Consider the following 26485-nt stretch of genomic DNA (forward strand, 5'->3'; position numbering starts at 1 on the left):
TTCGATGTGACGTGCACCACTATTAAACATGCGCGCAGTGGCCCTGTCACCTTTTCTACCAACAAACCTTCGGATGCGTAGGTTTGCATGTCGTTCCCGAGTCGAATGCTGGTATCGGTCATAAGGGCCCCTGTTCGACCTTGTGATACAACAACATTCGAAGCCGACCACATTTTCTACCGATATTCACAGGTTCGAGTTCGGCCGCCGGGGCTGCACTCGGTGCGCCGCCGGTACTGTCGTCTCTCGTGAAGTTCCTACCGCTCACGCCCAACGGCGAGACTCCCGTTCGCGCTCTGACGATCGCCGGAACCGACTCCGGCGGCGGAGCCGGAATCCAAGCCGACAGCCGCACGATGGCACTGCTGGGTGTCCACGCGTGCGTTGCCGTAGCAGCGGTCACGGTCCAGAACACCGTCGGCGTGACGGGCTTTCACGAGGTTCCCCCCGATGTGGTGGCGGCGCAGGTGCGCTCCGTCGTCTCGGACATCGGCGTCGGCGCCGCGAAGACCGGGATGCTGGCGTCCACCGGGATCATCGAGGCCGTCACCGCCGTGTGCACCGAAGTCGGCATCGGCCGTGACCAGCCGGTTCCCCTCGTCGTCGACCCGGTGTGTGCATCCATGCACGGCGATCCACTGCTGCACGCCGAGGCCCTCGACGCCATCCGGCACACCCTGTTCCCGATCGCATCGCTGGTGACCCCCAATCTCGACGAGGTACGGCTCATCACCGGCATCGACGTGGTGGACGACGCCAGTGCCCGCCGCGCCGCAGAGGCCCTGCACGACCTGGGAGCACAGTGGTCCCTGGTGAAGGGTGGCCATCTACGCACGTCGACGCACAGCACCGACCTTCTCTTCGACGGCGACACGTTCCTCGAATTCACCAGCGAGCGCATCGACACCGGCAACGATCACGGCGGCGGCGACACCCTCGCCGCGTCGATCGCGTCGGCGCTGGCCCACGGTTACTCGATGCCCGACGCGGTGGCGTTCGGAAAGCAGTGGGTCACCCGCTGCCTGGCCGCGTCCTACGACCTGGGCGCAGGGCACGGCCCGGTATCACCGCTGTGGCGACTGCACGAGTCGGAGGATGCGTAGATCGTCCGGTGCACCCTTGATCTTCGGAGCGAAGAAGCTGCGTCGATAAGGCTTGGACACCACCTCCAACGCGTCGAGCACCTCCGGCGGTACCGCCGCCAGCGCCGCCTCCGAGATCATCACGTTGCCGTTTCCACCGGTCTGCATCACGCGGGCGGCGACCGTGACGTCGACGCCGAGCCAGTCCGATCCGACCTGGCGGGGATTGCCGGTGTGAATCCCCACTCGCATGGTCGGGGTGTAGCCGTCCACGTCGACGCCTGCGAGAGCCTCCCGGGCCGCGAACACCGCCTCGACGGCCTTGCCCGCATCGGTGAACACCGCCATGATGCCGTCGCCCAGTCGCTTCACGACGTGGCCGCCGCGGAACGCGACCTCGGGTTCGACGGCTTTGGAGACCTTGCGCAGCAGTGTCAGAGTGGCGGTGTCACCGGCCCGCAGCGACCATGACGAGAACCCGACCAGGTCGGTGAACACGATGGTGACCTCGCGCTCACCGCGGCCGCGTCCGGTGCGCTCGAGGATCGCCTGCCATACCTGCAGTGCCCCGAGGCCGACTTCCCGGGACGCGCCCGGTTCGTCGTCCAGTCCGTTCGCAGCGAGGAATCGATCGGCCACCCGGGCCACTGCCAGTGCTCGCCCAGGACCGTCGATGGACAGCGGATCACCGAACGTGGGGTCACCGGGCAATGCTCGACGTACGCGCCGGACGGCCCCGACGACCGTAGGCGCTCGGTTGGTGGTGCGAACCCACTCCACCACCGAGTCGACGACTGCGTTCACAGCACCGAGCGTAACTCACTGTCACACATACCCACGGTCATCCTTCGGCGCGCGCAGCCTCACGCTCCGCCCCGACCGGCACCCCGTTGGGGCCTTCCACCGACTGTGCGTAGACGCCGATTCCGTAGGCGACGGCCGCACCGTTCTTCGCCAGTGCGTCACGGTCGACGTTGGCCAGGGTGTCCTGGTCGGTGTGGTAGTTCTCGTCGAAGGCCTGATCGGCCGTGCCACCCCACTTCTCGGCCTGCGCGGCAGTCTTGTTCTCGTCCGCGCCGCTGAAGACGCCGCCCGCGGGGATACCGACCTCGATGAACGGGCCGTAGTCGGAGCGGCCGTCGAAATCGGTACCGTCGACGGCAATCCCTTCATCGCCCAATCGCTCGACGAAGGTGCGCTCGATGGCATCGGACCCGGCCGGTCCGGCGGGCTCACCCACCTGGTCGGAATCATCGCCGTCGTAGGCGAGATAGCCGGCGTTGTGTGAGCCGATCATGTCGAAGTTCAAGTACAGCGCGATGTTCTGCTTCTCGTCATCGGAGAGGTTCTCGACGTATTTGGTCGAGCCGACGAGGCCGTTCTCCTCGGCACCCCAGAACGCGAAGCGCACCGCGTTGGTCACCTCGGGCGCGCTGCCCATCTGCAGTGCCGTTTCGAGCACTGCCGCGGTACCGGTGCCGTTGTCGTTGATGCCGGGACCTTCCGGGACGCTGTCGAGGTGTGCGCCTGCCACCACCACATTCTCGGTGGATCCAGTGGTGGTTTGCGCAATGATGTTGCGGCTCTTGGTCTTGTCGGTCGCCGTGACGAGTGTGAGCGTGACCTCGGGGGCCGCGAGCACCGCCGGGCCGTCCTCCTGGCTGACGCCGCCGGTGGGAATCCTTCCGGTCTCGGGATCGCCGAGCGTCCCCGAATCGAGTGGTCCGGCTTCGTTGTTGACGATGATTGCGGCAGCGGCTCCCAGATCGGCTGCGACAGACTGTTTCACGCCGAACGAACACACTCCACGCGGTACGACGGCAACGGCACCGCTGAGATCGAGGCCTTGGTAATCGGCTGCCTCACACCCGTCCTCGTCAGCCGGGGTGCCGACGACCCGTGCGGTGATGCCCTCGGCACTGGTGGTCGGCGAGTAGCTGAGGGCGAACACCGGAACCTCGGTGCCCGCCAGTGACAGAGTTTGAGTCTGCGCCTCGAAGGTTTCGAATTCGAACTCCGGAGTGGTGACGTCGAAGCCCGCCGATTCGAGTTGCGAGAGAACATAATCAACGCTCGCGTCGTATCCCGCGGTACCGGCGGCCCGATTACCGTCGTGCGCGGCTGCGATGGCTTCGAGTTCCTCGAGATGCCCGACGAGGCCGTCCTCGGTGACCGCAGCCGCAAGACCAGGCCCGTCGGGTGTGGCGAAAACTCTGGCCGGTTGCTCGTCCGAGGTGGACGAACAACCGGCCAGAATCAAGACCGAGACGGCGCTACCTGCAAGCAAGGAAATCCGCATATCGGACACCCTACCCAGAGTGAGGTCAGGCGTCCCGACGATTGACGACCAAGACCGCTACTCCGAAGATCACCGCGGTGAAGACAACGAAGTAGATCAGGCTGCCGATCGGACCCCAGTGGAAATCGGTCCCCGCCGAGCCGCCGAGGAAATGGTCGGCATTCTTGAACGGCAGGAACGGCTGGATCTTCTCGCCGACCTTCGGAATGAGTCCGACGAGGCTTTCGATCAGCAACGGCCACAACAGCAGCACGGCGATGGCACCGGCGGACTGCCGAACGAGCGCACCCACCGCGACGGCCAGGACTATCTGCACGAATGCCAGGATGGCCGTGCCGTAGATGACGCGCCAGGTGCCGTCGACATCGAAGCTCAGCAGCGCCCCTGCCTCCTCACCCGCGATCGCCTTGGCCAGGAACAGCGCACCGAACGCCAGGATCAACGACAGCACCGCGCCGTACACGCCGACGATGAGCGCCTTCGCACCGAGCACCGATGCCCGGTTGGTAACCGCCTGGAAGGTGGTTCGGATCAGGCCGAAGCGGTATTCGCTGGTGACGGTCAGTGCTGCCAGGATCATCAGCACCATCAGCCCCAGGCCGCCCACACCGCTCCCGACGACGTCGTACGCGGTGGTCGGCGGCAGGCCCTCCGGCGCATCCGGACCGAGGGCAGTCTTGGCCGCCCAGCCCAGGATGGCTCCGAACCCGAGGCCGAACACGACAACGATCGCGCTGCACCACCACGGTGATTTGGTCGAGGTGAACTTGATTCTCTCTGCTGCCATGACGCCCATCAGAGTGCACCGCCCATCGCTTGCTGATTGTTGGGATCTTCCGCTCCCGAGCCGTGATACTGGACTGTGTCTCCGGTGAGTTTCATGAAAGCTTCCTCGAGCGAGCCACGCTGAGAGGCCAACTCGTGCAGAGTTATTCCGGCTCGACCGGCGATATCGCCGATCGCATCGGTCGTGGAGTTGAGCACTACCAGCGAAGGTTGCAACTCGTCTGTCCTGTCCGGCTCACGCACGGTGAGACCGGCGGTGGTCAGGGCCTGACGGAGGCCGTCGAGCTGCGGGCTGCGCACGCGCACCGACGCTTCGGAGGCGTGATCGATGAACTCCTGCACCGAGGAATCCGAGATCAGCTTGCCGCGTCCGATGACGATGAGATGTTCGGCCGTCTGAGCCATCTCCGAGAGCAGGTGGCTCGACACGAGCACCGTTCGCCCCTCGGCTGCCAAGCGCTGCATGAACTTTCGGATCCAGACGATGCCCTCGGGGTCGAGGCCGTTGACCGGCTCGTCGAACAGCAGCACCTTGGGATCGCCCAGCAGCGCACCGGCGAGACCGAGCCGCTGAGACATACCGAGCGAGAAACCGCCGGCATTCTTCTTCGCCACCTCGGACAATCCCACCAGACGCAACACCTCCTCGACCCGCGACTTGGGGATGCCGTTGGAGGCGGCCATCCACTCGAGGTGCGCACGTGCCGATCGATTCGGATGTACCCACTTGGCGTCGAGCAGAGCGCCGACGGTTCGCAGCGGCTGCTTCAGATTGCTGTAGTTCTTGCCCTCGATCGTCGCCGTACCCGAGGTGGGTCTGTCGAGACCGAGGATCATCCGCATCGTGGTCGACTTGCCTGCGCCGTTGGGACCCAGGAAGCCGGTGACGATACCGGGTTTGATGGTGAAGGTGAGGTTGTCGACCGCCGTCACCGCTCCGTACTGCTTGGTCAGTCCTGTCACTTCGATCATGGGTACCACTGTGCTCGATCGAGACCGGCCGCACATCGACCCACAGTCGCCAATCGCATCATCCTTTCGGATGAGTCGAACCCTGAGGCCGTGTGCGCGGCCGGGGGCGCAGACGACGCGGCGGTCACATGGGCGAGCTGGCCTGCGCCCAGAATCGCTTCGGGATACGCCCTGCGTGCCGAGCCTGGTACCCCGCGGCGACCGCATGACGCATCGCCGACGCCATCATCGCCGGATCCTTCGCACGGGTGACCGCCGTCGCGAGCAACACTGCGTCGCAGCCGAGTTCCATCGCCAGGGTCGCATCGCTGGCGGTGCCGATGCCCGCATCGAGGATCACCGGAACCGACGCGGCGTCGACGATCATCTCGATGTTGTGTGGGTTGGAGATTCCCAGGCCGGTCCCGATGGGCGAGCCGAGCGGCATGACGGCGACACAACCGATGTCCTCGAGGCGCTTGGCCAGAACCGGGTCGTCGGTGGTGTACGGCAGCACCTGGAAGCCGTCGTCCACGAGAAGCTCTGCGGCCTTGACCAACTCGATGGCGTCGGGCAGCAGGGTTCGCTCGTCGGCGATCACTTCGAGCTTGACCCAATCGGTCTCGAGCGCCTCGCGTGCCAGCTGTGCGGTGAGGACCGCTTCGGCCGAGCCCCGGCACCCCGCAGTGTTCGGCAGCGGCGCGATGTTCAACCGGCGCAGCAGATCCAGCACTCCGGTCCCACCCGCGGCGTCGACGCGGCGCATCGCGACGGTGGTCAGCTCGGTTCCGGACGCGACGAGGGCGTCTTCGAGTACCGCGAGATTGGCCGCTCCCCCGGTGCCGGTGATGAGCCGGGAGGTAAAGCTACGGCCGGCGATGGTGAGAGCGCTAGCCACCTTGCACCGCCGTGAGCACGTCGATGGTCCAGCCCTTTTCGACGGTGGTGGTATCCCAGTTGCTTCTGGGCAGCACGGTGCCGTCGACCGCCACCGCGATTCCTTTCTCCGGCAACCCCAGGAACTCGAGGAGTCGACGCATGGTCATGTCCTCGGTGAGCAGGTGGTCCTCACCGTTGACGGTGATGCCGATGGCGACCTGAGTCATGGTGTCCTTTCGATCTGTGGGCTGCACATGTGCGAGAAACGTTCGGGGGTGGCTGCTTTCGCCTCGCCGAGTTCGCGGCCGTCGATCAGCGCAGCAACGGCGTCGGCGGTGATGGGGGCCAGGAGGATGCCGTTGCGGCCGTGACCGGTCGCGACGACGACGTTGTCGGTCAGGCGGCCGATGATCGGTATGCCGTCCGGGCTCATCGGGCGCAGTCCCGCTGCGGTTTCGTACAGTTCGTACTCGCCGATGCTCGGCATGAGGCGTTCGGCATCGGAGATCAGGTCTCGTACTCCGGCGACGGTGACCTGGGTGTCCTGGCCTGATTCGTATTGTGTTGCACCGACGACCAACCCGTCGCCGCGTGGCACCAGGTAGATCGGCCTGCCGTGCACCGTGCCGCGGACGGTGCGCTGCGGCGGCGCAGCGGCGCTGGGCCGTCGCCGCAATCGCAGAATTTCGCCCTTGACCGGCCGAATGGGCAGCGTCGGCCACAGCGCGGCCGAGTTGGACCCTGCGGCCAGGACCACGTGATCGGCGTCGGGCACGGTGTGCACCGGCTCCGTCACGAACTCGACTCCGGCACCGATGCAGCCCTGCTCGAGGGCGGCGACCAGCGCTCGATTGTCGACGGACAGTTCGGTCGGGGCCAGCAAGCCGAGGCGGATGTTGGGCGCCAGCGCGGGTTCGAGTTCTCGCAGCTGCGCACGGCCGAGAATCTCCAGCTCGTGCCCCTGCTCGGCCACCCATTCCGCGATGGTCCGCAGATCGGCGGCATCGGCCGAGTCGAGGGCCACGGTGACGGATCCGGTCGAGGAGAACACCGAGGGGCCGGGGAGGCGTCGGGCAAATTCCGGCCAGCGCGCCAACGAGGCGGCACCGAGATGCAGTAGTTCGTGTTCGCCGGGCCAGCCCTCGGACAGCGGTGCCAACATTCCGCCTGCGACCCAGGACGCGCCTCGACCGAGAGCGGGATCGTGGACGACCACCCGGTGACCGTCCTGGCCCAGTCGCAGCGCCGTCGACAGCCCGATGACGCCTCCGCCGATCACAACGATATGCACGCGATTCACAACCTCACTCCCTGCGCCCGCATGATCGGGTTCAGGTATTGACGGTAAGGGCGGCGAACCCACTCTCAGCCCCACGATCCTCGGGACTCCCGCGATTTCTCGGCCACTCCGTCTTCGGTGGTGGCCACTATGAGAATACAGTTCGTCTCGTGCATCCATCTCAGACCGTCCGCAATCAGACTCCCCGCGAGCGTCTTGCGTCCGCCCGCCTGTACCTGTGTACCGATGCCAGGCGCGAGAAAGGCGACCTCGCCCAGTTCGCCGAAGCGGCGTTGTCCGGTGGCGTCGACATCATTCAGCTACGCGACAAGAACTCTGCCGGTGAACGCGAGTTCGGCCCTCTCGAAGCCAAGGACGAGCTCGCTGCGTTGGCCGTCCTGGTGGCCGCGACCAAGCGACATGGAGCGCTGCTTGCGGTCAATGATCGGGCGGATCTGGCGTTGGCCTCGGGCGCGGACGTGCTGCACCTCGGCCAGGGGGATCTGCCGGTGCATTACGCGCGGCAGATCCTCGGCCCGGACGTGGTGATCGGCCGTTCGACGCAGAACCGCGCCCAGGCCTCACTCGCCGCGATCGAGGACGGGGTCGACTACTTCGCCGTCGGTCCGGTGTGGCCGACGCCCACCAAGCCCAACCGCAAGGCCGCAGGGCTAGAGACGCTGCGGGCCACTGCCGATGCATTGCCGGAGCGGCCGTGGTTCGCCATCGGCGGAGTCGACGGGACCAATGTGGATCAGGTTCGGGCCGCCGGAGCCGATCGCATCGTGGTGGTCCGCGCGATCACCGAGGCCCGCGATCCGCAGGCCGCTGCTCGTCAGCTGGTGCAGGCGTTGCAGGCCTGACGCCGACGCTCACCTGCCGAACGAGGACATCCAACGGTGCGTAGTGTCACCCGGCGTGGCACGTAAGGGGTGGGGGCTCGTCGTTGCGGCTGCGGTGGTCGTGGCCCTGGTGTCGCTGGCCTCCAACGTGACGAGTGTGAGCCAGCTGTCAGCAGAGGCCGACACCCTGCTGGCGGTGCGCTCGACGATCAGCAAGCTGGTCAATTCGGGTGCAGTGTGGGCAGGTCTGCCCATTCTGTGCGGCTGGTTCGTCCGCCGTCCGCTGCAGGCATTCGCGGCCGGGATCGCGGCAGGCCTGATCGCGCTGGGGGTCCATTACGGTGTCGGACTGCTGTTCGGCATGTTCGACGCGACCGTGTGGGCATCGAACCAGTGGTGGTTCCTTCTGGCCCTCGTCACGGGCGGTCCCCTCGGTCTTCTCGGGGCCGCAGCGCGAAACACAGGCCCCGCGGGATTGCTCGCGCGTCTGGTTGCCCCCGCCGGAGCGGTGCTGGAGCCGTTCTGGCTGAACATGTTCGATGTTCCGACTTTTCTGCCGTGGCCGAGCCGCGTGTCCAGTGTGGCCGCAGGGCTGATTCTCGTCGTAGCTGGGCTGGTGGGCGGCGCGATACTGATCCGCCGCTGGCATACGCAGCGTTCCGCGCACTGACGTAGGTAGACCCTTCACGAAATCCCCTCCGCAGCAGGAAACCTCGGTCGGGCCTGGCCCGAACGACCCACCGACAGGTGATCCGCATCGCAATCGCGAAAGGGATTGGCGGCCGTGGCCGGCCGCTGCCAGAATGGTGAAGAACACCTCTGTAAGACACCCCCGAGTCGACGCCGATGCGTCTTCCCGGTCGTCCGTGCTGGGCAAGAACAGCAGCGACGTACGCGACGAGAGAAAGGAGACGGCCGTGACAGTAGCTTCCGACACACCACCGACCAGAGATCCCGAGAACTCTGTACTGGCGCGGTGGTGGGACCGACGCCCCAGGACCCGAGCGCAGCTGACCGAGCTCGCGATCATGATCGGTGCCCTGTCCGTCGTCACCTTCTGGGCCGCAGGTATCGGTATCGTGGCCGGACTCGTCGCCGTCGCGACTGCGCTGTGGGCCTATCGAGGCCCGGACCTCGAAGGCGAGAGGGCTCCCCGCGAGGACACCGCCCTGGCGCTCGGCAGCGGCGCGCTCGGCATTGCCGTCGGCGTGAGTTTTCTGTTCGTGGCGCTGCCGAACTGGTGACCAGGAGCCCGCGCTCACGCTGGACGGCCGAAGACGGAGGTACCTCCCGGGCGTCGAGCTCCGGCGCTGTTCTACAACCAGCCGAGCACGACCGAGGGCTCGAGAATCTGCACCGATGCGGGCAGCCGGTCCCGCAGGCCGCGGTCGGCGGTGACCATCGCCGTGAGACCGCCGTCGAGCTGGGCCTGCGCGGCGAGGGTGTCGTCACCGCTGCCGTCGGCGATGATCACCGGGACTCGTGGATCGTTCACCACAGCCTCCCGGGCCCGGCCCTCGAGCACCGCTTCGATGCGGGTGAGCCACCCGTACTGGCCGCCGGGTAGTTCGACTGTGCGGGGCAGCGTCTCGGCGAGCGAGGCCAGAAGCGCGCCGGTGGCCCCCGCGCGGTCCTTCCACCATCCGTTCGGCCGCGAACCGAGCACGTTGGCGGTATCGAGCAGCACCCGGAGCGGCACGGTGCGCAGGGCAGGCCAGCTCGATGCGAACCCCGGGTGCAGTGGCAGCTCGGCGACGACGGATTCCGGTACCCAGCGCAGCTCGGTGCTCTCGCCGTTGGGCACCGTGGTGAGGGCACGGTCGGTATCGGCGACGACGGTGGTGTAGGACCAACCACTCGAGGCACTCGCGGTGACCCGCTCGCTGCGGACACAGACCTGCTCGGCCGTGATCCCGGCTTCTTCGTGGGCCTCCCGAACCGCCGCGTGCTCGGTGCTCTCGTGAGAATCACGGGCACCGCCGGGCAAGGCCCACGTCCCTCCCTGATGGCTCCAGAGGGCGCGGTGTTGCAGCAGCACGACGGGCTCTCCCCAGTTCGCACCACCGGGGTTCGAGGTACCGGGGTTCGAGGTTCCCGGGTTGGAGGGTGCCCGCAGCAACAGTCCGGCGGCTCCGTGCTTTCCCCAGTGCCGAGAACCGTTCTCTCCGATCACCCAACCGTCCCCGTCACCTCGCATGTTCCCCACCCTAGGTGAATCATCCTGGCGAGTGGCTGCAGTACGGTCCGGCTACTTATATGCTCGGTGACGTGATCGCGGCCGGCGTTACTCCCTCTGCTGCCGTCCCACCGACAACGGCGACTCCCGTCGGTGCTGCTGCAGGTAAGCCGCCGGTTCGATACACCATGCGCTCGACGCCTGCGCGTTTGGTCGCGATGGTATTCGCCCTCGTCGTCCTGGCATTGACGGTCGGGGGCCTGGCCTCCACGGCCGTGACCGAACGAGTGGACACCCTGGGCACCTTGCTGGTGCGAACGGAGCCGTTCGCGAACTCGGCGCAGAATCTCTACGGTGCCCTGTCGGTAGCCGACGCCGCTGCCGCCACCGCGTTCATCGCGGGCGGCCTGGAACCGCCCGAGGTGCGTGAACGCTACTCGCAGGCGCTCGGCGAGGCGTCCTCGGAGCTGATCGTGGCCTCCGCAGGAGTGAGTGAGAATGACGAGGCCACCAGCGCCGTATTGACGCAGATCGCGACCGGACTACCGGTCTACAGCGGACTCGTCGAGACCGCTCGCGCCAACAACCGGAGCGGCAACCCTGTGGGCGCTGCGTATCTCGGCGAGGCGTCGACGATGATGCAGACCAGTTTGCTGCCGCTGGCCGAGAAGTTGTACACCGAGCAGGCCTCGCGGGTGTCGGCCGATCAGGAGCGGTTCACCAGCCCGCCGTTGTTTCCGATCGGGTCCGTGGTCTTCCTGTTGGTCATGGCAGGCCTGAGCCAGTGGTACCTCTCGCGCACGACGCGCCGGACGCTCAATGCCGGGTTCCTCACTGCGACGGCAGCCGTTGCCGGGCTGCTCGGCTGGATGCTGGTGGTCGGACTCGTCTCCTCCATCGCCACCGATCGCGCACTCGATCGCGGCGTCACTCCGTTGAAGTCCTACACAACGGGTTTCATCCTGGCCCAACAGGCCCGGGCGGACGAGACGCTCGATCTTGCGCGCCGCGGCGGGAGCCAGGACTACGGACAGTCGTTCGACGCCAACGTCTCTCGCATGTCGGAGATGTTCGAGGGCGACACCGCGGTCACCGACGCACTCGACACCTGGTCCGCCTCGCATTCGCGAATCGATTCCGCGCTCGAGGCAGGCGATTTCAACGGTGCGGTTGCGATCGCCACCGGCACCGGGGAGTCCGATTCGGCTGCGGCGTTCAATGCGCTCGACAGCGTCCTGGTCGACGGGATCGAGAACGCACGAGGCGAACTGCGGTCCAATATCGACCGCTCGGTGTGGGTGCTGTCCGGCTTGTCCAACGGCGCATGGGTTCTCACCATCGCCGCCTCGGTGGCATTCGTCATCGGCCTGTTCCCGAGGTTGCGTGAGTACCTGTGAAACGCCTGCTCGCCGTCGGCATCCTGACCACTACCTTGCTGGTCGGCTGCACGCCGCCGGAAAGCCCTCCGCCGCAGGTCGATACGACGTTCACCGAACCGCCGCTACCGGACGGCGCTTCCGTGGCCGCTCGGCCCACGGAAACTCCCGCCGACGACGAGTGCGCTCGCCCCACCGCAAGCCTGCGCCCACTGCCACCCGGCTCGGATGCGCCGCAGCCGACGCTCGACGCTTTACGAGCCAAGGGCCGCTTGGTCGTCGGACTCGACACCGGCAGCAATCTCTTCAGCTTCCGTGATCCGATGAGCGGGCAGTTGGTCGGGTTCGACGTCGATATCGCTCGCGAGATCTCGCGAGACATCTTCGGTGATCCGAACCGGCTGGACTTCCGCATCCTCACCTCGGCGCAGCGACTGGAAGCTCTGCAGGACTCTTCGGTGGACATCGTGGTCAAGACCATGACCATCACCTGTGCTCGGCGCAACGAAGTGCAGTTCTCCACCGTGTACTTCCAAGCGCAGCAACGTGTTCTGGTTGTGCAAGGCTCCGGTATCCGCAATGTCGACGACCTGGCGAACAAACGGGTGTGCGCGGTGGAAGGCACCACCTCGTTGCGTCGACTGCAGCGAATACAACCCGCTGCGACCGTGGTCACGGTTCCGATGTGGTCGGACTGCCTGGTGGTATTGCAACAGCGGCAGGTCGACGCCATCAGCACCGACGATGCCATTCTTGCCGGTCTCGCGGCGCAGGACCCGTACCTCGAGATCGTCGGTGCCAGCCTGAGCCCGGAACCGTACGGCGTCGGAATCAACAAGAACAACGAGGATCTGGTGCGCTTCGTCAATGGCACATTGGCGCGGATCCGCTCCGACGGCACGTGGAATCGCATCTACAACCGGTGGCTGACGGTACTCGGGCCATCCCCCGGGCCGCCCAGCGCGTCGTACAGCGATTAGAGGACCGCACCATGAACGAAGGCGAACAACGTTCCACCGCTCCGGCCGAACGAACGCAGGCAGTGGTTCGGGCGGACGACGGCGAGCGCACCCAGTCCGTCTCGCGGTCGCCGGTGGACGACGGAACTGCTCCGACGCCGCGGCCCTCCTCACCGCCGGCCGACAACACCGGACAGGGCACAGCGAAATCCGCTGCACCACCGTCCACGTCCGCGCGCACCCGATCGGGCAGATCGAGATCGGGTCGATCGCGCAGCACCAGCATTCGACGTCGACTAGGCGGCGGCCTGGTCGACGTACCCCGAGTGGAACCGGTCGATCCCGAAACCGCAGTGATGTCGGATCCGTCGGTGCCGCAACACAAGAGATTCTGTTGGAAATGCAACGCGAAGGTGGGCCGCAGCGAACCCGGTGAGCCGGACATCGCCACCGGAATATGCCCACACTGCGGCGCTACGTTCGACTTCACTCCACTGCTCGAACCAGGCGATCGTGTTGTCGGCCAATACGATGTGCAGGGCTGCATTGCACACGGCGGGCTCGGCTGGATCTACCTCGCCATCGACCGCAACGTCAGCGATCGCTGGGTGGTACTCAAAGGACTGCTGCACTTCGGCGACGAAGAGGCACACGCCGTCGCCGTGGCGGAGCGTCAGTTCCTGGCCGAGGTCGCACACCCCGGCGTGGTGAAGATCTACAACTTCGTCGAACAGCCCCGCGATGACGGGTCGAGCGTCGGCTTCATCGTCATGGAATACGTCGGCGGGCGGTCGTTGCGCGACATCCTCACCGCCTGCGAAGGCACTCGCCTACCCGTCGAGCAGGCACTCGCCTACGTCCTCGAAGTACTTCCGGCACTGGGCTACCTGCATTCGATCGGCCTGGTCTACAACGACCTCAAACCCGAGAACATCATGGTCTCCGAGGATCAGATCAAACTCATCGACCTCGGTGCGGTCGCCGGCATCGGAGACTACGGCTACCTGTACGGCACGGTGGGCTACCAGGCACCGGAGATAGTCAAGACCGGACCGACCGTGGCATCGGACATCTTCACGGTCGGCCGCACCCTCGCGGTACTGACACTGGACATGCCGTCGAAGAACGGAAAGTATCTCGACGGACTACCTCCGGTGGACAGTTCCGAAGTGCTGCAGCAGTATCCGTCGCTCCACCGATTGCTCCTCCGCGCCATCCACGAGGACCCCAAGAAGCGGTTCCGATCCGCCGAAGAATTCGCCGGGCAAGCGATCGGTGTGCTGCGCGAAATCCTGGCCCTGCGGACCGGGGTCGAGCGCCCCGGCCTGTCGACGGTGTTCAGCCCACCCAGAACCACCTTCGGCACCGAGCAGTCGGTAGGTCGCACCGACACCTACGTGGACGGAACTGTGCGACACGAGCGCATGACAGCAGCCGAAGTTGTTGCCGCGCTCCCCGTTCCGCTGGTAGACCCCAACGATCCGAGTGCAGCGCTGCTTGCAGCGGCCGTGCACGTCGAACCCCGACAGACCCTGGACTCACTGCAACATGCCAAGCGAAACGGCATCGAGCGCGTCGCCTCGAGCGCCGAAGCAGAAGAATCTGCAAAAACCACTGTTGGCGAACTGGGACTGGAGATCACCCTCGCCGAGGTCAAAGCCCACCTGGACCTCGGGAACGTCGTCGAGGCGACCGCCGTCCTCGCCGCCGTGCAGTCCGAGGTCCGGGAGGACGATCCATGGCGCGTGCAGTGGTACGCGGGTCTGATCGCATTGCTTCATCACGAATACGACTCTGCGTTCGCCAGTTTCGACTACGTGCTCGGCGCGATGCCCGGCGAGCTCGCCCCCAAGGTCGCGCTCGGTGCCACCTCCGAACTGCTCGGTCATGCTGCCTCCGGTGACGCCGACGAAGCCGAGCGGTGGCGGGCCCGAGCCGAGGGACTCTACCGAGCCGTGTGGCGGACCAATCGCGGTATCGTCAGCTCGGCGTTCGGCCTGGCCCGGCAGCTACAGCGGCGCGGCGATCAGGCCGGAGCCATTGCCGCACTCGATCAGGTCCCGATCAGCTCGCGCCATTATTCGATGGCCCGCATGACCAGTGTGTTGACGCTCCTCATGGATCGCTCACGGGCCGAGCTGACCGAAGCCGACTTCCGTTCTGCCGCAAGACGAGTCGCATTGCTTCCCAAAGCCGAGAGCCGGGCCTTGCAAATGCGGACACTGGTGTTGGCGATGGCCCTGGACTGGATCGTCTCCGGCCACGCTGCCACCGCCGAACGAGAGCCGATACTGTCCGTCCCGTTCACCGAGGACGGGCTGCGGCGTGGAACCGAGAAGGGCCTACGGGCGCTGGCCCGCAATGCAACCGACCGCTCACACCGCTTCTCACTGGTGGATCTGGCGAACTCGATTCGGCCGCGTTCGCTGTTCTAGCTGCCGCCTCGCACCAGATCGTCCGTCGAGCGCGCTATCGCCAGTTCCTCGTTGGTCGGCACCACCAATACCGTCACCACCGACGAGTCGGTGGAGATTACCCGAGGCTGCTTGCTGCGCACCCCATTACGTTCTGGGTCGATCTCGATCCCGAAACCGCCGAGACCGGCGAGCGCGTCCGCGCGCACCGCCGCGGCGTTCTCACCGACGCCTGCGGTGAACGTGATGACATCGAGCCGGCCCAGCCCGAGCATGTACGCGCCGATGTACTTGCGCAGGCGGTGAATGTAGACGTCGTAGGCCAGACGCGCCGAGGCGTCTCCATCGTCGATGAGTTGCTGCAACTGCCGAAAGTCGTTGACCCCGGACAGCCCGATCAACCCGGATCGACGGTTGAGCACATCGTCGATCTCGTCGATGTTCATGCCGGCGCTGCGGCGAAGGTGCATGATCACGCCGGGGTCTATGTCCCCGCTACGGGTGCCCATCACCAGGCCCTCGAGCGGCGTCAGCCCCATCGAGGTGTCCACTGCTCGACCGCCCGCCACCGCCGAGGCCGATGCCCCGTTGCCCAGGTGTAGCACGATCTGGTTCAGCTCCTCCGGATCGCGATCGAGGAACGTCGCGACCTGGCCCGAGACATAGTGATGCGAGGTGCCGTGAAAACCGTAGCGCCTGATGTCGTGCTCGGCGGCAACGGTCGCATCGATGGCATAGGTCGCGGCCGCGGCCGGTAGCGAATGAAAGAAAGCCGTGTCGAACACCGCCACGTGCGGAACGTTCGGCAGCTGCGCCCTGGCGACCTCGATACCCAGCACATTCGGGGGATTGTGCAGTGGCGCAAGGCTGCTGAGGTCGGATATTTGCTGAACGACGCCATCGTCGATGATCGTCGGACGATAGAACACCGTGCCGCCGTGTACGACGCGATGCCCGACGGCGGTGACGCTCGAGCCCAGGTCGACACCGGCGTCGGCGAGCATCTCGAAGGCCAGCGCGAGACCGGCACCGTGATCGTCGATGTGCTGGGTTCGTTCGAGGCTCTCACCTCGGTAGTCGAGTTCGACTCTGCCGTCGGACTCACCGATCCGTTCGACGAGCCCACCGGCAATGGACTCGCCCGAACCGGGCTCGACCAGTTGGAACTTCACCGAGGATGATCCGGAGTTGACGACGAGAATGCTCACGATGCGCCCTCCTGCTGCGCTGTGTCCTCCTGCTGCGCTGCATCCGAAATGCCCTGCGCCTGAATGGCGGTGATGGCGACCGTGTTGACGATGTCCTCGACGAGTGCGCCGCGAGAGAGGTCGTTGACGGGTTTGCGCAGGCCCTGCAGAACCGGTCCGACGGCGACGGCACCGGCGCTGCGTTGCACGGCCTTGTAGGTGTTGTTGCCGGTATTGAGGTCCGGGAAGATGAACACCGTCGCCCTGCCTGCCACCTCCGATTCGGGGAGCTTCGAGGCGGCGACGGACGGCTCGATAGCGGCGTCGTACTGGATCGGACCCTCCACGAGGAGCTCCGGGTTGCGTTCGCGGACAAGCGCTGTGGCCTGCCGGACCTTGTCGACGTCCGCCCCCGACCCGGACTCGCCGGTGGAGTAGGACAGCATGGCCACTCGCGGCTCGATTCCGAACTGAGCCGAGGTCTGCGCCGAGGACACGGCGATGTCGGCGAGTTGCTCGGCCGTCGGGTCCGGAACCACAGCGCAATCGCCGTAGGCGAGCACCCGATCGGACAGGCACATCAGGAATATCGACGACACCGTCGACACTCCGTCCGTGGTCTTGATGATCTCGAACGACGGCTTGATCGTATGGGCGGTGGTGTGCGCCGCACCCGAGACCATGCCGTCGGCGATTCCCTTGTGCACCATCATCGTTCCGAAGTAGGAAATATCGGTCATGATCTCGCGTGCGCGCTCGAGCGTCATACCCTTGTGCTTGCGCAGTTCGGTGTATTCCACCGCGAAGTCCTCGGCGTATTCGCAATCGGTCGGGTCGAGGACCGTGGCCTTGTCGAGATCGACGCCCAGCTCCGATGCCCGTCGGCGAATCGGGCCTTCCTGGCCGAGGATGGTCAGGTCCGCGACCTGCCGCTGCAGCAGTCGCCCGGCGGCCCGGAGGATGCGGTCGTCGCCGCCCTCGGGTAGGACGATGTGCTTTCGGTCCGCGCGGGCCCGGTGAATCAACTGGTACTCGAACATCTGCGGTGTCGTGATGGTGGGGATGGCGATGTCGAGCCGTCCCAGCAGAGTTTTCGCGTCCACCCGTTGTTCCATCAAACCGAGCGCAGTATCGACCTTGCGCTGCGATCCCACCGCGACTCGGCCTCTGGTCCGCGCCGCCGCGGAGGCCGTGTCGTACGTGCCGAGTGCGGTCGTGAGGATCGGCAACCGGGGGCCGAGTCCTGCCACCAGACGTGCGATTGCCGGATGGGGCTCGATACCGCCGTTCATGACGATGCCGGCAAGGGACGGAAAACCCTCGGCCTCATGAGCGTTGACGAGAGCGAGAAGTACATCGGAACGATCCCCCGGCGCGATGACGACGACGCCTTCGGTGAGACGTTCGAGGATGTGCTCGGCCGTCATCCCACCGACCATGACCCGCAACGCTTCTCGCTGCAGCAGAGACGAATCGCCGCTGTAGAGCGTGCCGTCCACCGCCTCGAGCAGCTCGGCCATGGTCGGAGCTACCAGCAGAGGGATTTCCGGCAGACTCCATGCGGGTACGCCGACGGAGGCCAGCGCGTCGGTCACCGCATCGAGATCGTCCGGCGCACAGCGGTTTGCGACGATCGCCGCCAAGTGTGCGTGATGCTGGCGAAGCTCGGCCCGGCACAGCGTGGCCAACTGCGCGATCTCGTCGGGTGTGCGGTCGGATCCACGCAGCGCGAGCAACACCGGGGCACCGAGATTGACCGCGATACGGGCGTTGAAGCCGAGCTCACTGGGACTACCGACATCGGTGTAGTCGCTGCCCACGATCACCACGGCGTCGCAGTGGGCGGCAACCTCGTGGTACCGATTGACGATCTCGCTGAGCGCCGCGTCCTGATCTGTGTGCACCTGCTCGTAGGTGACACCGAGGGACTGCTCGTACGTGAGGTCTGCGGTGGTGTGTTCGACGAGAAGTTCGAGAATGTAGTCGGGCTCGTTGGTCGAGCGCGCTATGGGCCGAAACACCCCGACCCGGGCCGCGGTAGCGGCGAGCATCTGCAGCACCCCCAGCGCGATGGTCGATTTCCCGGTGTCGCCTTCCGGTGATGCGACATAGATGCTGGAGGGGTACATACCGGCAGGGTCGGCAGTGGTGGGCTCAGCCATGACCAACAGCTTAGTGGTCCAGGTGTTGACAGCGAGTGGCGTCCAGTTGTCCCATGAACCATGGCCGATTCACCATTCCCGGATGTGCGCTGGGGCAGCGAGAACTCGTTCATCCGTAAACCCGCTGTGAAATTCGCCTCGACCAAGCCCGGTTCCTGGGTCATCAAGAATCTCGCAGGCATCGACCGATGGCTGCTGACCAAGTCCAACGGCCGCTTCACCGTCCTCGGCCCGATCGCTGCGCCGGTGCTGTTGCTGACGACCACGGGCCGCAAGTCCGGTGAGCCGAGAACGAGCCCGCTGCTGTACTACCGGGAGGGCGAGAAGATTTTCGTCGTCGGATCCAATTTCGGCCAGCAGCACCACCCGGGGTGGACCTCCAATCTCCTCGCCGACCCGAGAGCGGTTGTCGCTATCGGCGGCAGGAAGATCCCTGTCACGGCAACCCGGATCACCGGTGACGAGAAGGCCCGCATCTACCGACAGTTCGACGCGATGATCGAGGTGTACGGCGAGTACGAGACTCGGACCGACCGCGACATGCGACTGTTCGCTCTCACGGCCGATCGCTGACCTCGTCCAATCACCGGCTCCCCGGCGTCAGCCGAGTGTGCGTAGGCGCGGGGCCAGATCCTTCTCGAACAGCTCGAGGAAGCGCTTCTGATCGTGTCCCGGTGCGTGGAACACCAAGTGGTTCAGGCCCGCATCGGTGTACTGCTTGACCTTCTCCACCGCCTCGTCGGGGTCCGACGCGACAATCCAACGCTTGGCGACCTGTTCGATCGGCAGTTCGTCGGCTGCCTTCTCCATCTCGATCGGATCATCGATCGAATGCTTCTGCTCGGGTGTCAGCGACAGCGGAGCCCAGAAACGGCAGTTCTCCAGTGCGAGTTCAGGATCGGTGTCGTAGCTGATCTTGATCTCGATCATCTTGTCGATCTCACCGCCGTCGCGCTCGGCCTTACCGGCCCCCTCCTCGACGGCGGGCAGAAGTTTGTCGGTGTAGAGCTCCATGCCTTTACCCGATGTGCAGATGAACCCGTCGCCGGCCCGTCCGGCATACCTGGCAACCACCGGACCACCCGCGGCGATGTACACGGGAATGCCGCCCTCGGGGACGTCGTAGATCGACGCGCCCTTGGTGGTGTAGTACTCGCCCTCGAAATCGACCCGATCGCCCAGCCACAGCTCACGCATCAAGCGCACCGACTCACGCAGCCGCGCGAACCGTTCCTTGAATTCCGGCCACTCGCCGGTGAACCCGGTGGCGATCTCGTTCAAAGCCTCGCCGGTACCGACCCCGAGCATGACGCGCCCGGGATACAGGCAACCCATCGTCGCGAACGCCTGGGCGATGACCGAGGGGTTGTATCGGAACGTCGGCGTCAACACCGATGTACCGAGCTGAATCGTCTTCGTCCGCTCACCGACAGCCGTCATCCATGCAAGAGAGAACGGCGCATGGCCACCCTCGTGCCGCCACGGCTGAAAGTGGTCACTGACCGTTGCGGAATCCATACCGTGCTGCTCGGCCAGAACACCGAGCTCGACCAAATCCCGCGGCCCGAACTGCTCCGCCGATGCCTTGTACCCGAGCTTGAGACCCTGCGCCACGCCGAACTCCTGTCGTTGGTCGTCCTAGTTGTTCGATTGTGCACCTGCCGCGGTGGGCCGCGCGCTACTGGATCCCCAGAACGGTGACGACCGCGGCAAGCACAGCCACTGCACCGATACCGACGGCGAAGACCCACAGGTCTCGGGACCTCGGCATCGGTGCGCCGTTCTCGAGCGCGTCTCGGACGCGCATCCACCGTCGCAGACCGATGATCGGGGCCGCTGCGGCAAGTCCGATCAGGATCAGGCCGAGGGTGGTTCGGACCCATCCGGTGCTGAAGTCGGGAACGAGATGAACGATTGCGATGCCGCCGGCGAGTAGACCGAGTGAGGTCCGCAACCAAGCGAGAAAAGTGCGTTCGCTCGCAAGGGTGAACCGCTCGTCGGGCCGGGTCACGTCGACGCGGTCATGCGCTCGCGGATCAGCTGGGCCACTCGCTCCGGATCATCGGGAGTGAAGATCGGCGAGATGCGGCGAAGGGTGAGCACCACTGCAGTGTCCTTCGTGGGGCGCTTCACGTCCAGCGGAAGCCACTGATCGATCCACGGAGCACCCCACAGCCGCCACTTACCGTTCCACATGCCGAGAACGGCGGTGTCGACGGCGCGGATCTTCGAGTAGGGCACGAACTTCGCGGTGGCGACAGGAAAGTAGTAATACCTCAGCGTGACTCCGGCCTCGTCGAGGACAACGAGACCATCGTCGTAGACGACGTCGCCATTTATTTGCACAAGTAACGATAAATCCTCGACGGCAGCTCCCGCAACGGCGGATCTCGGCACCTACCCGAGGTTCGATGCAGGCGTTCTCACCAATGTCAGCCGCGATGTTCGCCGCAGCTCGAATCCGATGGACAGGTACAGCTCGATCGCGCGCACGTTCGCATCCGAGGCATGCAGGAACGGTTCCTCGCCTCGGGCACGAATACCGTGGCCGACCGCACGCACCAGGTCCGTGGCAAGACCTTGCCCGCGGAAGGCAGGGTCGGTGCACACCGCGCTGATCTCCGTCCACCCCGGTGGATGCATGCGCTCACCTGCCATGGCGATCAACGAACCGTTCCGTCGGACTCCGAGGTAGGTACCGAACTCGATGGTCCGATGCAGGAACGGTCCGGGCTCGGTGCGCCGAACGAGACCGAGCATCTCCGGAACATCCGCAGCACCCAGCTCGACCGACTCGCCGAAGGGCCGCGTCTCGAGATGCGTGCCGACGAGTTGCACCAAGCCGAAAGTCTCCACACGTGACCATCCGGTCGGCAATTCGCGTTCGGGTCCGTTCAATCCCACGATGGTTCGCGGTCCGAACAACGTGGCGATGTCCTCCCAGTCCTGTGGCTCGAGAATCTCGGGGTGCATCAGAAAGGGGGACACGTCGGGATCCATACGCACTACCCGGCCGCGCCGAACCGCGAACCGCGCGAGCGGGCCTTCGAGAGAACTGCGGACGGGATCGTCGAGCGGATGGGCGGACACAGCAAATAGAGTCGCACGAACGCCCCAGGGCACACACACCCGTCGAGTCTCGACACCAATAGTTATACCGGTATAGTTATTCGTCATACGACGAAAGGCAGCACATGATCGAAATCCTCCCGCCGAGCACAATCCCCCTCGCGCGTGAATCGGGCGCGTTGGTCGCAGAGATCCTCGGGACCATCAGAGAGCGCGCCACCATCGGCACCAATCTGCTCGAAATCGACCAGTGGACCAAGGACATCATCCTCGGAGCGGGAGCGACATCCTGCTACGTCGACTACGCCCCGTCCTTCGGCCGCGGCCCGTTCGGTCACTACATCTGCACCTCCGTCAATGACGCTGTACTGCATGGCCTTCCACACGACTATTCGCTGGCCGACGGCGATCTACTGACGCTCGATCTCGCTGTCGTACTCGGCGGCGTGGCAGCGGACTCAGCCATCAGCTTCGTCGTGGGCGAGCCTCGCCCCGAGGACATAACGATGATCGACGCGACCGAACGAGCGTTGGCCGCGGGCATAGCCGCGGCGCGTCCAGGCAACAAGATCGGCGACATCTCGCACGCGATCGGGACGGTACTGAGCGGTGCCGGCTACCCGATCAACATGCAGTTCGGTGGTCACGGCATCGGCTCGACGATGCACCAGGACCCGCACGTGTCGAACAACGGCAGGCCCGGACGGGGTTACGGGCTCCGCCCCGGGCTGATGCTGGCACTCGAGCCCTGGGTCATGGCGGACACCGACGAACTCGTCACCGATGCCGACGGATGGACCCTTCGCAGTACGACCGGATGCCGCACCGCCCACAGTGAGCACACCGTCATGATCACCGAGGACGGCGCGGAGATCATGACGCTGCGGGCCTGATCGACGGCAGAACGGTTGAAATCTCGGCACGCGGGCCCCAGGCACACGCAGCGTCGATGACGGATGGCGTCGAACCGACGAGATTGCGCAGCGCCGGACGGTCAGTGCGGCAGCGCGGCAACTCTGCGTCGACGGCTTCTGCGCACCACCACGAACACGAGCAGGGCAACCAGGACCACGGCGATGATCGCACCGAGTGCCGTCGCACCGCGGAAACCCGGTGCGCTCGTATCGAGGGTGCGCTCGCCGGCATGGGCGGCGTTGCTGGTGCCGAGAACGATGGTGAGGGTCAACAGGTTCGGGATGGCTGTGACGACGGCCAGGATCACCGCTCCGATGGCCAGCGGCTTTCCGGCTCTGCCCTTGCGAACCGACCAGGCGCTCCAGAAGAACACCAACGGAGCGAACGTGCACACGATGCCGAACAACAGGCCCCACAGAATGCCCTTGGTGAACGTGCGATCGGCGAGGCTCTCCACTCGGAGGCTCCACCAGCGCGGCAGGAATGCAGCCAGAACGAAGTAGGCGATCAACAGCAGGACGATTCCGGCTCCAACGAGGATCCCCCGCCTCTTCCAGTTCACCGAGCTGTTCGACGGTGCGGGCGTGGTCGGATCGGCAGTCATGAGCCCATCGTAGATCGTGCCGACCACTACCCCACGCGCGTCGAGACCCGATCGTTAACTGGCACGTCCGCTGGAACGAGGGGCGTTAGGCTTCGCCGTCATGATCGCCGATTCGCTTCGCAACTGGCTTGTCGATTCCGATCCTGCGCTGCGTTGGCAGGTCGAGCGCGACCTCTTGGGAGAACCCGCCACGGTATGGGAAGCAACTCGCGCCCGAGTCGCCACCGAGGGTTTCGGTGCGAGACTTCTTGCGCTGCAGGACCCGGACGGCCAATGGGCGGGCGGTGCGTTCTTCCCTGCGAACTTCGATGGTGCCACGGCAGTGGGCCAGCCCTGGACTGCAACCACCTGGTCGCTGAATTCGTTGCGCGAGTGGGGCGTCGACGCCGCCGTTCTGCGGGCCCGCCGAACAGTCGAACTGCTCGACACGAACAGTCGGTGGGAGTACGAGAACCTGCCGTACTGGGGCGGCGAAGTGGACTGCTGTATCAATGCGTGGACCGTTGCCAATGGAGTCTGGCTCGGCGCGGACGTCGACGGCATCGTCGAATGGTTTCTCGACCATCAACTGCCGGACGGTGGATGGAATTGCGAGTGGGTCGAGGGATCGACTCGCAGTTCGTTCCACTCGACGTTGAACTCACTGAAAGGGCTACTGGAGTACGACGCCGCAGTCGGCGGCACCGATCGAACTCGTGCGGTCCGGCGCATCGGCGAGGAGTACCTGCTCGAGCGCAAACTCCTCTACACCCTGTCCACGGGCAGACGGGTCGGAGAATGGGTCGGGCAGTTCTGCTACCCGTTCCGGTGGAGGTACAGCGCACTCAATGCTGTCGACTACTTCCGACGCGCCTCTCTGCTCGATGGGACAGCGCCGGATCCTCGCCTGGAGGAGGCAATCGGAGCCATCAGGTCCGCCCGCCGAAGCGATGGATCATGGTTACAGGCCAGGCCTCACCCGGGCGAGGTGTGGTTCGAGACGGATGTATCAGAGGGTGAACCCTCGAAGTGGCTGACGTTGATCGGAACCAGAGTGTTGACCTGGTGGGACGACTACTACCGATAGTTCTCCCCTCACGGCCGAGCTACGGAATCAGGACGAACTTTCCGCGCGGGTGCGCGGACTGCAGCTCTGCGTGCGCCCTCGCGGCGTCGGCGAGCGGGAAGGTCTTGGCGACCGCCACTTCGAACACTCCTGCACCGGCCTGCTCCAACAGCGTCGGTGACGCGAGGCGTCGACGTTTCATACTCTCCGGCCCTCCCACGGTGAGGAACCCGTCTGCCGCTGCCCGACCGAACGCGGCCATCGTCACCAATCTGGCTCGGTTGGTGAGCAATTCGAGCGAGACGTCCACGGCCTCGTCGGTACCCACCGCATCGATGGCGGCGTCGATTCCCTTCGGAGCGGCTGCCCGGACGCGGTCGATCAGCCCATCGCCGTATTCGACGGGTTCGGCACCATAGGCCCGGAGTGCATCGTGATTCTGCCGGCGCGCGGTCCCGATGACGGTGGCACCGCGCTCCCGAGCGAGCTGAGCTACCACCGACCCGACGCCGCCTGCCGCGCCGTGCACCAGCAGCGTGTCGCCGCTCTCGACTCCCACGGATTCGAGTGCGTCGTAAGCAGTTCCAGCGACAGCAAGAACACCGGCAGCAACCTCCCAGTCCAGTTCTGCCGGTTTCGGGAACACGAACCGCGCGGGAGCCAGAATCGTATCGGCGTACGTTCCGGTGTGGCCGGACACGATCACCTCGTCGCCGACGGCAATGGGTCCCGCAGGCCCCTCGACGGCTCCGCCCAACCCAACCACGATCCCCGAGGCCTCGCTGCCCAATGCAATCGGAAGCTTCGACGCGTCGGTGCCGAACGAACCGCTGTAGCTCTTGTAGTCGAAGGGGTTGACGCCGATCGCCTTCACCGCGATCAGTACCTCACCCTCGGACGGTTCCGGTAGATCGACGTCGACGATCTCGATGACGTCGGAACTACCGTAGGACGCTGCGACCGCTGCTCGTGTCATGCGCGGTACAACGGTCACCACGACGCAAATGTTCCGCGCGGCGTTCGGCGACGACTGTTCCGTTACGACCAGTCACACGGCTACCGACAGTTCGGTGCTCTCGCTGCCGACAAGACCTGAATCGATGTGCTGCTCGGCCACATTCGACTCACATCTGTACACGTACTCGACCCAATACCCGACGGTATCGCCAGCGGCGGCAAACCTGTCCAAGACATCCATGCACAGCCAGGTCGCAACCGAGAAATCCTGTTCCGCCCCGTCGAGCCCGATCAGTGCCAACTCGTCACCCACGGCGATGAGAGCGCGATCGACACCGGAACTGCCACGCTCGAGCCATCCCAACGCTCGCCGCAGATACTGCCAGTCGGCCGCGGGCACAGACTCGGTGGCCGATTGCCTGCACAGTTCCGCCGTCGCACCGAGTGCGTCCGCAACCGGTGTGGACAGGGCACCGTCGAACTCGACGAGCAAGCCACGATCGGAATCTATTAGGTCGGCCATGTAGCGCCAACGGGCCGGAAGGGCGATGTCCTCCGGCCACACGTCCGTAGTACCGAACTGAAGTCGAGTGATCAGTTCCTTCGGCGAACTGCACGATACGGCGAAACGAGATGCGTCGTTCATGTCGATCATCCCCACTGGGTCAACACACAACATCGGACACCGGCTCGACACTCGAGTTCGGAGATACTGCCACGCGGTGGCTTTCGTCACCGATGCAAGCAACGCTGCTGTGATCGTTACGTCCGCCTTGGGAATATTGAACGTCGCCTCCAGCATCTACGCGACTCGTCGTTACTCGAAATCGACAACGTCACACTTGTGGGCCATGTGTAATCCGCCACATAGGCCCTCCGACTTCGATTGGCCCGTTCCACGACGCAGGGCCGTTGGGAACGTGTGTTCGAAAATGTGTCGGTGGGTCGCGATAGATTTCGTGCATGCTTTCGGGGGACGGCGGATCAGGGGCGGACGGCATCGAGACCGTGCCGCCCGCCCCCGAGGTGTCCGACCCCGAACTATCGGTGTTGGTCGCTCGTGTCGAGTCCGCGGTCGCCGCATTGACGGAACAGGCGTCGGTGTCGTGGACGAACGCCGACCGGCGCGCGGTGATCCAACGCATGGACGCTCTCACGAGGTCGGTGACGGCGCACTCGCACACCTGGTTGAACGAGTTGATCGCTCAGCACGGACTCGATGTGTATCCGGGCTCGGTGCCGTCGTCGGTGGCGTGGATGCTGCGGATCACCCCACGCGCGGCCGGAGCACGGGTACGCCTGGCCGCGGAGCTGGGCGACCGGACAGCATTGTCCGGTGACGTCCTGCCCGCACTGCTGCCACACACCGCCGAAGCATTACGGGCCGGGTTGCTCGATACCAAGCATGTGCAGATGATCCGCGAATTCTTCCGCCATCTGCCCTCGAGTGTGGACCCGCAGACCCGCGATCTCGCCGAAGAGCAGTTGGTGGGCTACGCATCG

Annotated in this window: 28 protein-coding genes; 11 read left to right on the top strand and 17 right to left on the bottom strand. The window is 65.3% G+C overall.

From position 1 onward, the window contains the following. Window positions 1-248 precede the first annotated feature (248 nt). Entirely contained in the window at window positions 249-1103 is an 855-nt protein-coding gene (thiD, locus tag ACOQFP_RS01140; RefSeq protein ID WP_421583183.1) for a bifunctional hydroxymethylpyrimidine kinase/phosphomethylpyrimidine kinase, read from the top strand. On the opposite strand, the gene ACOQFP_RS01145 is transcribed toward thiD, so the two are convergent. The 7 genes from ACOQFP_RS01145 to thiO all read right to left on the bottom strand — a co-directional run bounded on the left by ACOQFP_RS01145 (window position 1065) and on the right by thiO (window position 7288). After that, the gene (locus ACOQFP_RS01145) at window positions 1065-1886 is read right to left on the bottom strand and encodes an adenylate/guanylate cyclase domain-containing protein (RefSeq protein WP_206488894.1); all 822 of its coding nucleotides are present in this window, start codon (window positions 1884-1886) and stop codon (window positions 1065-1067) included. The two genes, thiD and ACOQFP_RS01145, sit on opposite strands and share 39 nt — an antisense overlap. A gap of 37 nt (window positions 1887-1923) precedes the next feature. Then, the gene (locus ACOQFP_RS01150) at window positions 1924-3381 is read right to left on the bottom strand and encodes a M28 family peptidase (protein ID WP_421583201.1); all 1458 of its coding nucleotides are present in this window, start codon (window positions 3379-3381) and stop codon (window positions 1924-1926) included. A gap of 25 nt (window positions 3382-3406) precedes the next feature. After that, the gene (locus ACOQFP_RS01155; protein WP_206488892.1) at window positions 3407-4177 is read right to left on the bottom strand and encodes an ABC transporter permease; all 771 of its coding nucleotides are present in this window, start codon (window positions 4175-4177) and stop codon (window positions 3407-3409) included. Further along, complete coding sequence (locus tag ACOQFP_RS01160; protein ID WP_206488891.1) at window positions 4177-5139, bottom strand: ABC transporter ATP-binding protein; 963 nt, start codon at window positions 5137-5139, stop codon at window positions 4177-4179. The genes ACOQFP_RS01155 and ACOQFP_RS01160 overlap by 1 nt, the downstream gene beginning before the upstream one ends. A 124-nt stretch (window positions 5140-5263) precedes the next feature. Further along, entirely contained in the window at window positions 5264-6016 is a 753-nt protein-coding gene (locus tag ACOQFP_RS01165; RefSeq protein WP_206488890.1) for a thiazole synthase, read from the bottom strand. Beyond that, on the bottom strand, window positions 6009-6224 hold the full coding sequence (gene thiS, locus ACOQFP_RS01170) for a sulfur carrier protein ThiS (protein ID WP_206488889.1): 216 nt from the start codon (window positions 6222-6224) through the stop codon (window positions 6009-6011). Before thiS ends, ACOQFP_RS01165 begins: the two co-directional genes overlap by 8 nt. Continuing rightward, entirely contained in the window at window positions 6221-7288 is a 1068-nt protein-coding gene (gene thiO, locus ACOQFP_RS01175; protein ID WP_421583202.1) for a glycine oxidase ThiO, read from the bottom strand. The genes thiS and thiO overlap by 4 nt, the downstream gene beginning before the upstream one ends. A gap of 158 nt (window positions 7289-7446) precedes the next feature. Between thiO and thiE the strand changes: the two genes are divergently transcribed. The 3 genes from thiE to ACOQFP_RS01190 all read left to right on the top strand — a co-directional run bounded on the left by thiE (window position 7447) and on the right by ACOQFP_RS01190 (window position 9362). Beyond that, window positions 7447-8139 carry a thiamine phosphate synthase gene (gene thiE, locus ACOQFP_RS01180; RefSeq protein WP_341243643.1) on the top strand — a complete coding sequence of 231 codons (693 nt, stop codon included), beginning with the start codon at window positions 7447-7449 and terminating at the stop codon, window positions 8137-8139. Between the two features lie 55 nt (window positions 8140-8194). Beyond that, complete coding sequence (locus ACOQFP_RS01185) at window positions 8195-8788, top strand: hypothetical protein (protein WP_307830752.1); 594 nt, start codon at window positions 8195-8197, stop codon at window positions 8786-8788. Window positions 8789-9035: 247 nt separating this feature from the next. Further along, complete coding sequence (locus tag ACOQFP_RS01190) at window positions 9036-9362, top strand: hypothetical protein (RefSeq protein WP_421583184.1); 327 nt, start codon at window positions 9036-9038, stop codon at window positions 9360-9362. Window positions 9363-9433: 71 nt separating this feature from the next. Here ACOQFP_RS01190 and ACOQFP_RS01195 read toward each other — a convergent pair whose 3' ends face one another. Next, entirely contained in the window at window positions 9434-10315 is an 882-nt protein-coding gene (locus ACOQFP_RS01195; protein WP_421583185.1) for an NUDIX hydrolase, read from the bottom strand. Between the two features lie 14 nt (window positions 10316-10329). On the opposite strand from ACOQFP_RS01195, the gene ACOQFP_RS01200 reads away from it, so the two are divergent. From ACOQFP_RS01200 to ACOQFP_RS01210, 3 genes are read left to right on the top strand one after another with little or no spacing between them, the layout of a single operon-like run. Then, complete coding sequence (locus ACOQFP_RS01200) at window positions 10330-11691, top strand: hypothetical protein (protein WP_421583186.1); 1362 nt, start codon at window positions 10330-10332, stop codon at window positions 11689-11691. After that, the gene (locus ACOQFP_RS01205) at window positions 11688-12650 is read left to right on the top strand and encodes a glutamate ABC transporter substrate-binding protein (protein ID WP_421583187.1); all 963 of its coding nucleotides are present in this window, start codon (window positions 11688-11690) and stop codon (window positions 12648-12650) included. Before ACOQFP_RS01200 ends, ACOQFP_RS01205 begins: the two co-directional genes overlap by 4 nt. A gap of 11 nt (window positions 12651-12661) precedes the next feature. Further along, complete coding sequence (locus tag ACOQFP_RS01210; protein WP_421583188.1) at window positions 12662-15064, top strand: tetratricopeptide repeat protein; 2403 nt, start codon at window positions 12662-12664, stop codon at window positions 15062-15064. Here ACOQFP_RS01210 and ACOQFP_RS01215 read toward each other — a convergent pair. Beyond that, complete coding sequence (locus tag ACOQFP_RS01215; protein ID WP_421583189.1) at window positions 15061-16251, bottom strand: acetate kinase; 1191 nt, start codon at window positions 16249-16251, stop codon at window positions 15061-15063. The genes ACOQFP_RS01210 and ACOQFP_RS01215 overlap by 4 nt on opposite strands. Then, entirely contained in the window at window positions 16248-18392 is a 2145-nt protein-coding gene (pta, locus tag ACOQFP_RS01220) for a phosphate acetyltransferase (RefSeq protein ID WP_206488883.1), read from the bottom strand. The genes ACOQFP_RS01215 and pta overlap by 4 nt, the downstream gene beginning before the upstream one ends. 60 nt (window positions 18393-18452) lie before the next feature. Between pta and ACOQFP_RS01225 the strand changes: the two genes are divergently transcribed. Continuing rightward, on the top strand, window positions 18453-18965 hold the full coding sequence (locus ACOQFP_RS01225) for a nitroreductase/quinone reductase family protein (RefSeq protein WP_421583190.1): 513 nt from the start codon (window positions 18453-18455) through the stop codon (window positions 18963-18965). Between the two features lie 27 nt (window positions 18966-18992). On the opposite strand, the gene fgd is transcribed toward ACOQFP_RS01225, so the two are convergent. The 4 genes from fgd to ACOQFP_RS01245 form a co-directional block, all read right to left on the bottom strand. After that, window positions 18993-20006 carry a glucose-6-phosphate dehydrogenase (coenzyme-F420) gene (gene fgd, locus ACOQFP_RS01230; protein WP_421583191.1) on the bottom strand — a complete coding sequence of 338 codons (1014 nt, stop codon included), beginning with the start codon at window positions 20004-20006 and terminating at the stop codon, window positions 18993-18995. Between the two features lie 64 nt (window positions 20007-20070). Next, window positions 20071-20403, bottom strand: a complete 333-nt coding sequence (locus tag ACOQFP_RS01235) for a YidH family protein (protein WP_206488880.1) — start codon at window positions 20401-20403, stop codon at window positions 20071-20073. Continuing rightward, window positions 20400-20738: a hypothetical protein gene (locus ACOQFP_RS01240; protein ID WP_421583192.1), complete on the bottom strand. Its 339-nt coding sequence runs from the start codon at window positions 20736-20738 to the stop codon at window positions 20400-20402. The genes ACOQFP_RS01235 and ACOQFP_RS01240 overlap by 4 nt, the downstream gene beginning before the upstream one ends. A gap of 51 nt (window positions 20739-20789) precedes the next feature. After that, window positions 20790-21482: a GNAT family N-acetyltransferase gene (locus ACOQFP_RS01245; RefSeq protein ID WP_421583193.1), complete on the bottom strand. Its 693-nt coding sequence runs from the start codon at window positions 21480-21482 to the stop codon at window positions 20790-20792. A 104-nt stretch (window positions 21483-21586) separates the two neighbouring features. Between ACOQFP_RS01245 and map the strand changes: the two genes are divergently transcribed. Continuing rightward, window positions 21587-22354: a type I methionyl aminopeptidase gene (gene map, locus ACOQFP_RS01250; RefSeq protein WP_421583194.1), complete on the top strand. Its 768-nt coding sequence runs from the start codon at window positions 21587-21589 to the stop codon at window positions 22352-22354. Window positions 22355-22455: 101 nt separating this feature from the next. Here the strand turns inward: map and ACOQFP_RS01255 are convergent, their stop codons facing one another. Further along, window positions 22456-22980, bottom strand: coding sequence for a permease (locus ACOQFP_RS01255; RefSeq protein WP_206488876.1), 525 nt, complete (start codon window positions 22978-22980; stop codon window positions 22456-22458). Window positions 22981-23080: 100 nt separating this feature from the next. Here ACOQFP_RS01255 and ACOQFP_RS01260 point away from each other — a divergent pair, with 100 nt between their 5' ends. Next, window positions 23081-24046 (top strand): squalene cyclase, encoded by a 966-nt coding sequence (locus tag ACOQFP_RS01260; protein ID WP_421583195.1) that lies wholly within the window; start codon window positions 23081-23083, stop codon window positions 24044-24046. A 19-nt stretch (window positions 24047-24065) separates the two neighbouring features. Here the strand turns inward: ACOQFP_RS01260 and ACOQFP_RS01265 are convergent, their stop codons facing one another. Continuing rightward, on the bottom strand, window positions 24066-25001 hold the full coding sequence (locus tag ACOQFP_RS01265) for an NADP-dependent oxidoreductase (RefSeq protein ID WP_421583196.1): 936 nt from the start codon (window positions 24999-25001) through the stop codon (window positions 24066-24068). A 72-nt stretch (window positions 25002-25073) separates the two neighbouring features. Next, window positions 25074-25628 carry a hypothetical protein gene (locus tag ACOQFP_RS01270; protein ID WP_421583197.1) on the bottom strand — a complete coding sequence of 185 codons (555 nt, stop codon included), beginning with the start codon at window positions 25626-25628 and terminating at the stop codon, window positions 25074-25076. A gap of 317 nt (window positions 25629-25945) precedes the next feature. Here ACOQFP_RS01270 and ACOQFP_RS01275 point away from each other — a divergent pair. Further along, the coding region (locus tag ACOQFP_RS01275; RefSeq protein ID WP_421583198.1) for a DUF222 domain-containing protein at window positions 25946-26485 on the top strand (540 nt) is incomplete at its 3' end.

The sequence above is a fragment of the Rhodococcus sp. MALMAid1271 genome, assembly GCF_049195265.1.
GTDB lineage: Bacteria > Actinomycetota > Actinomycetes > Mycobacteriales > Mycobacteriaceae > Rhodococcoides.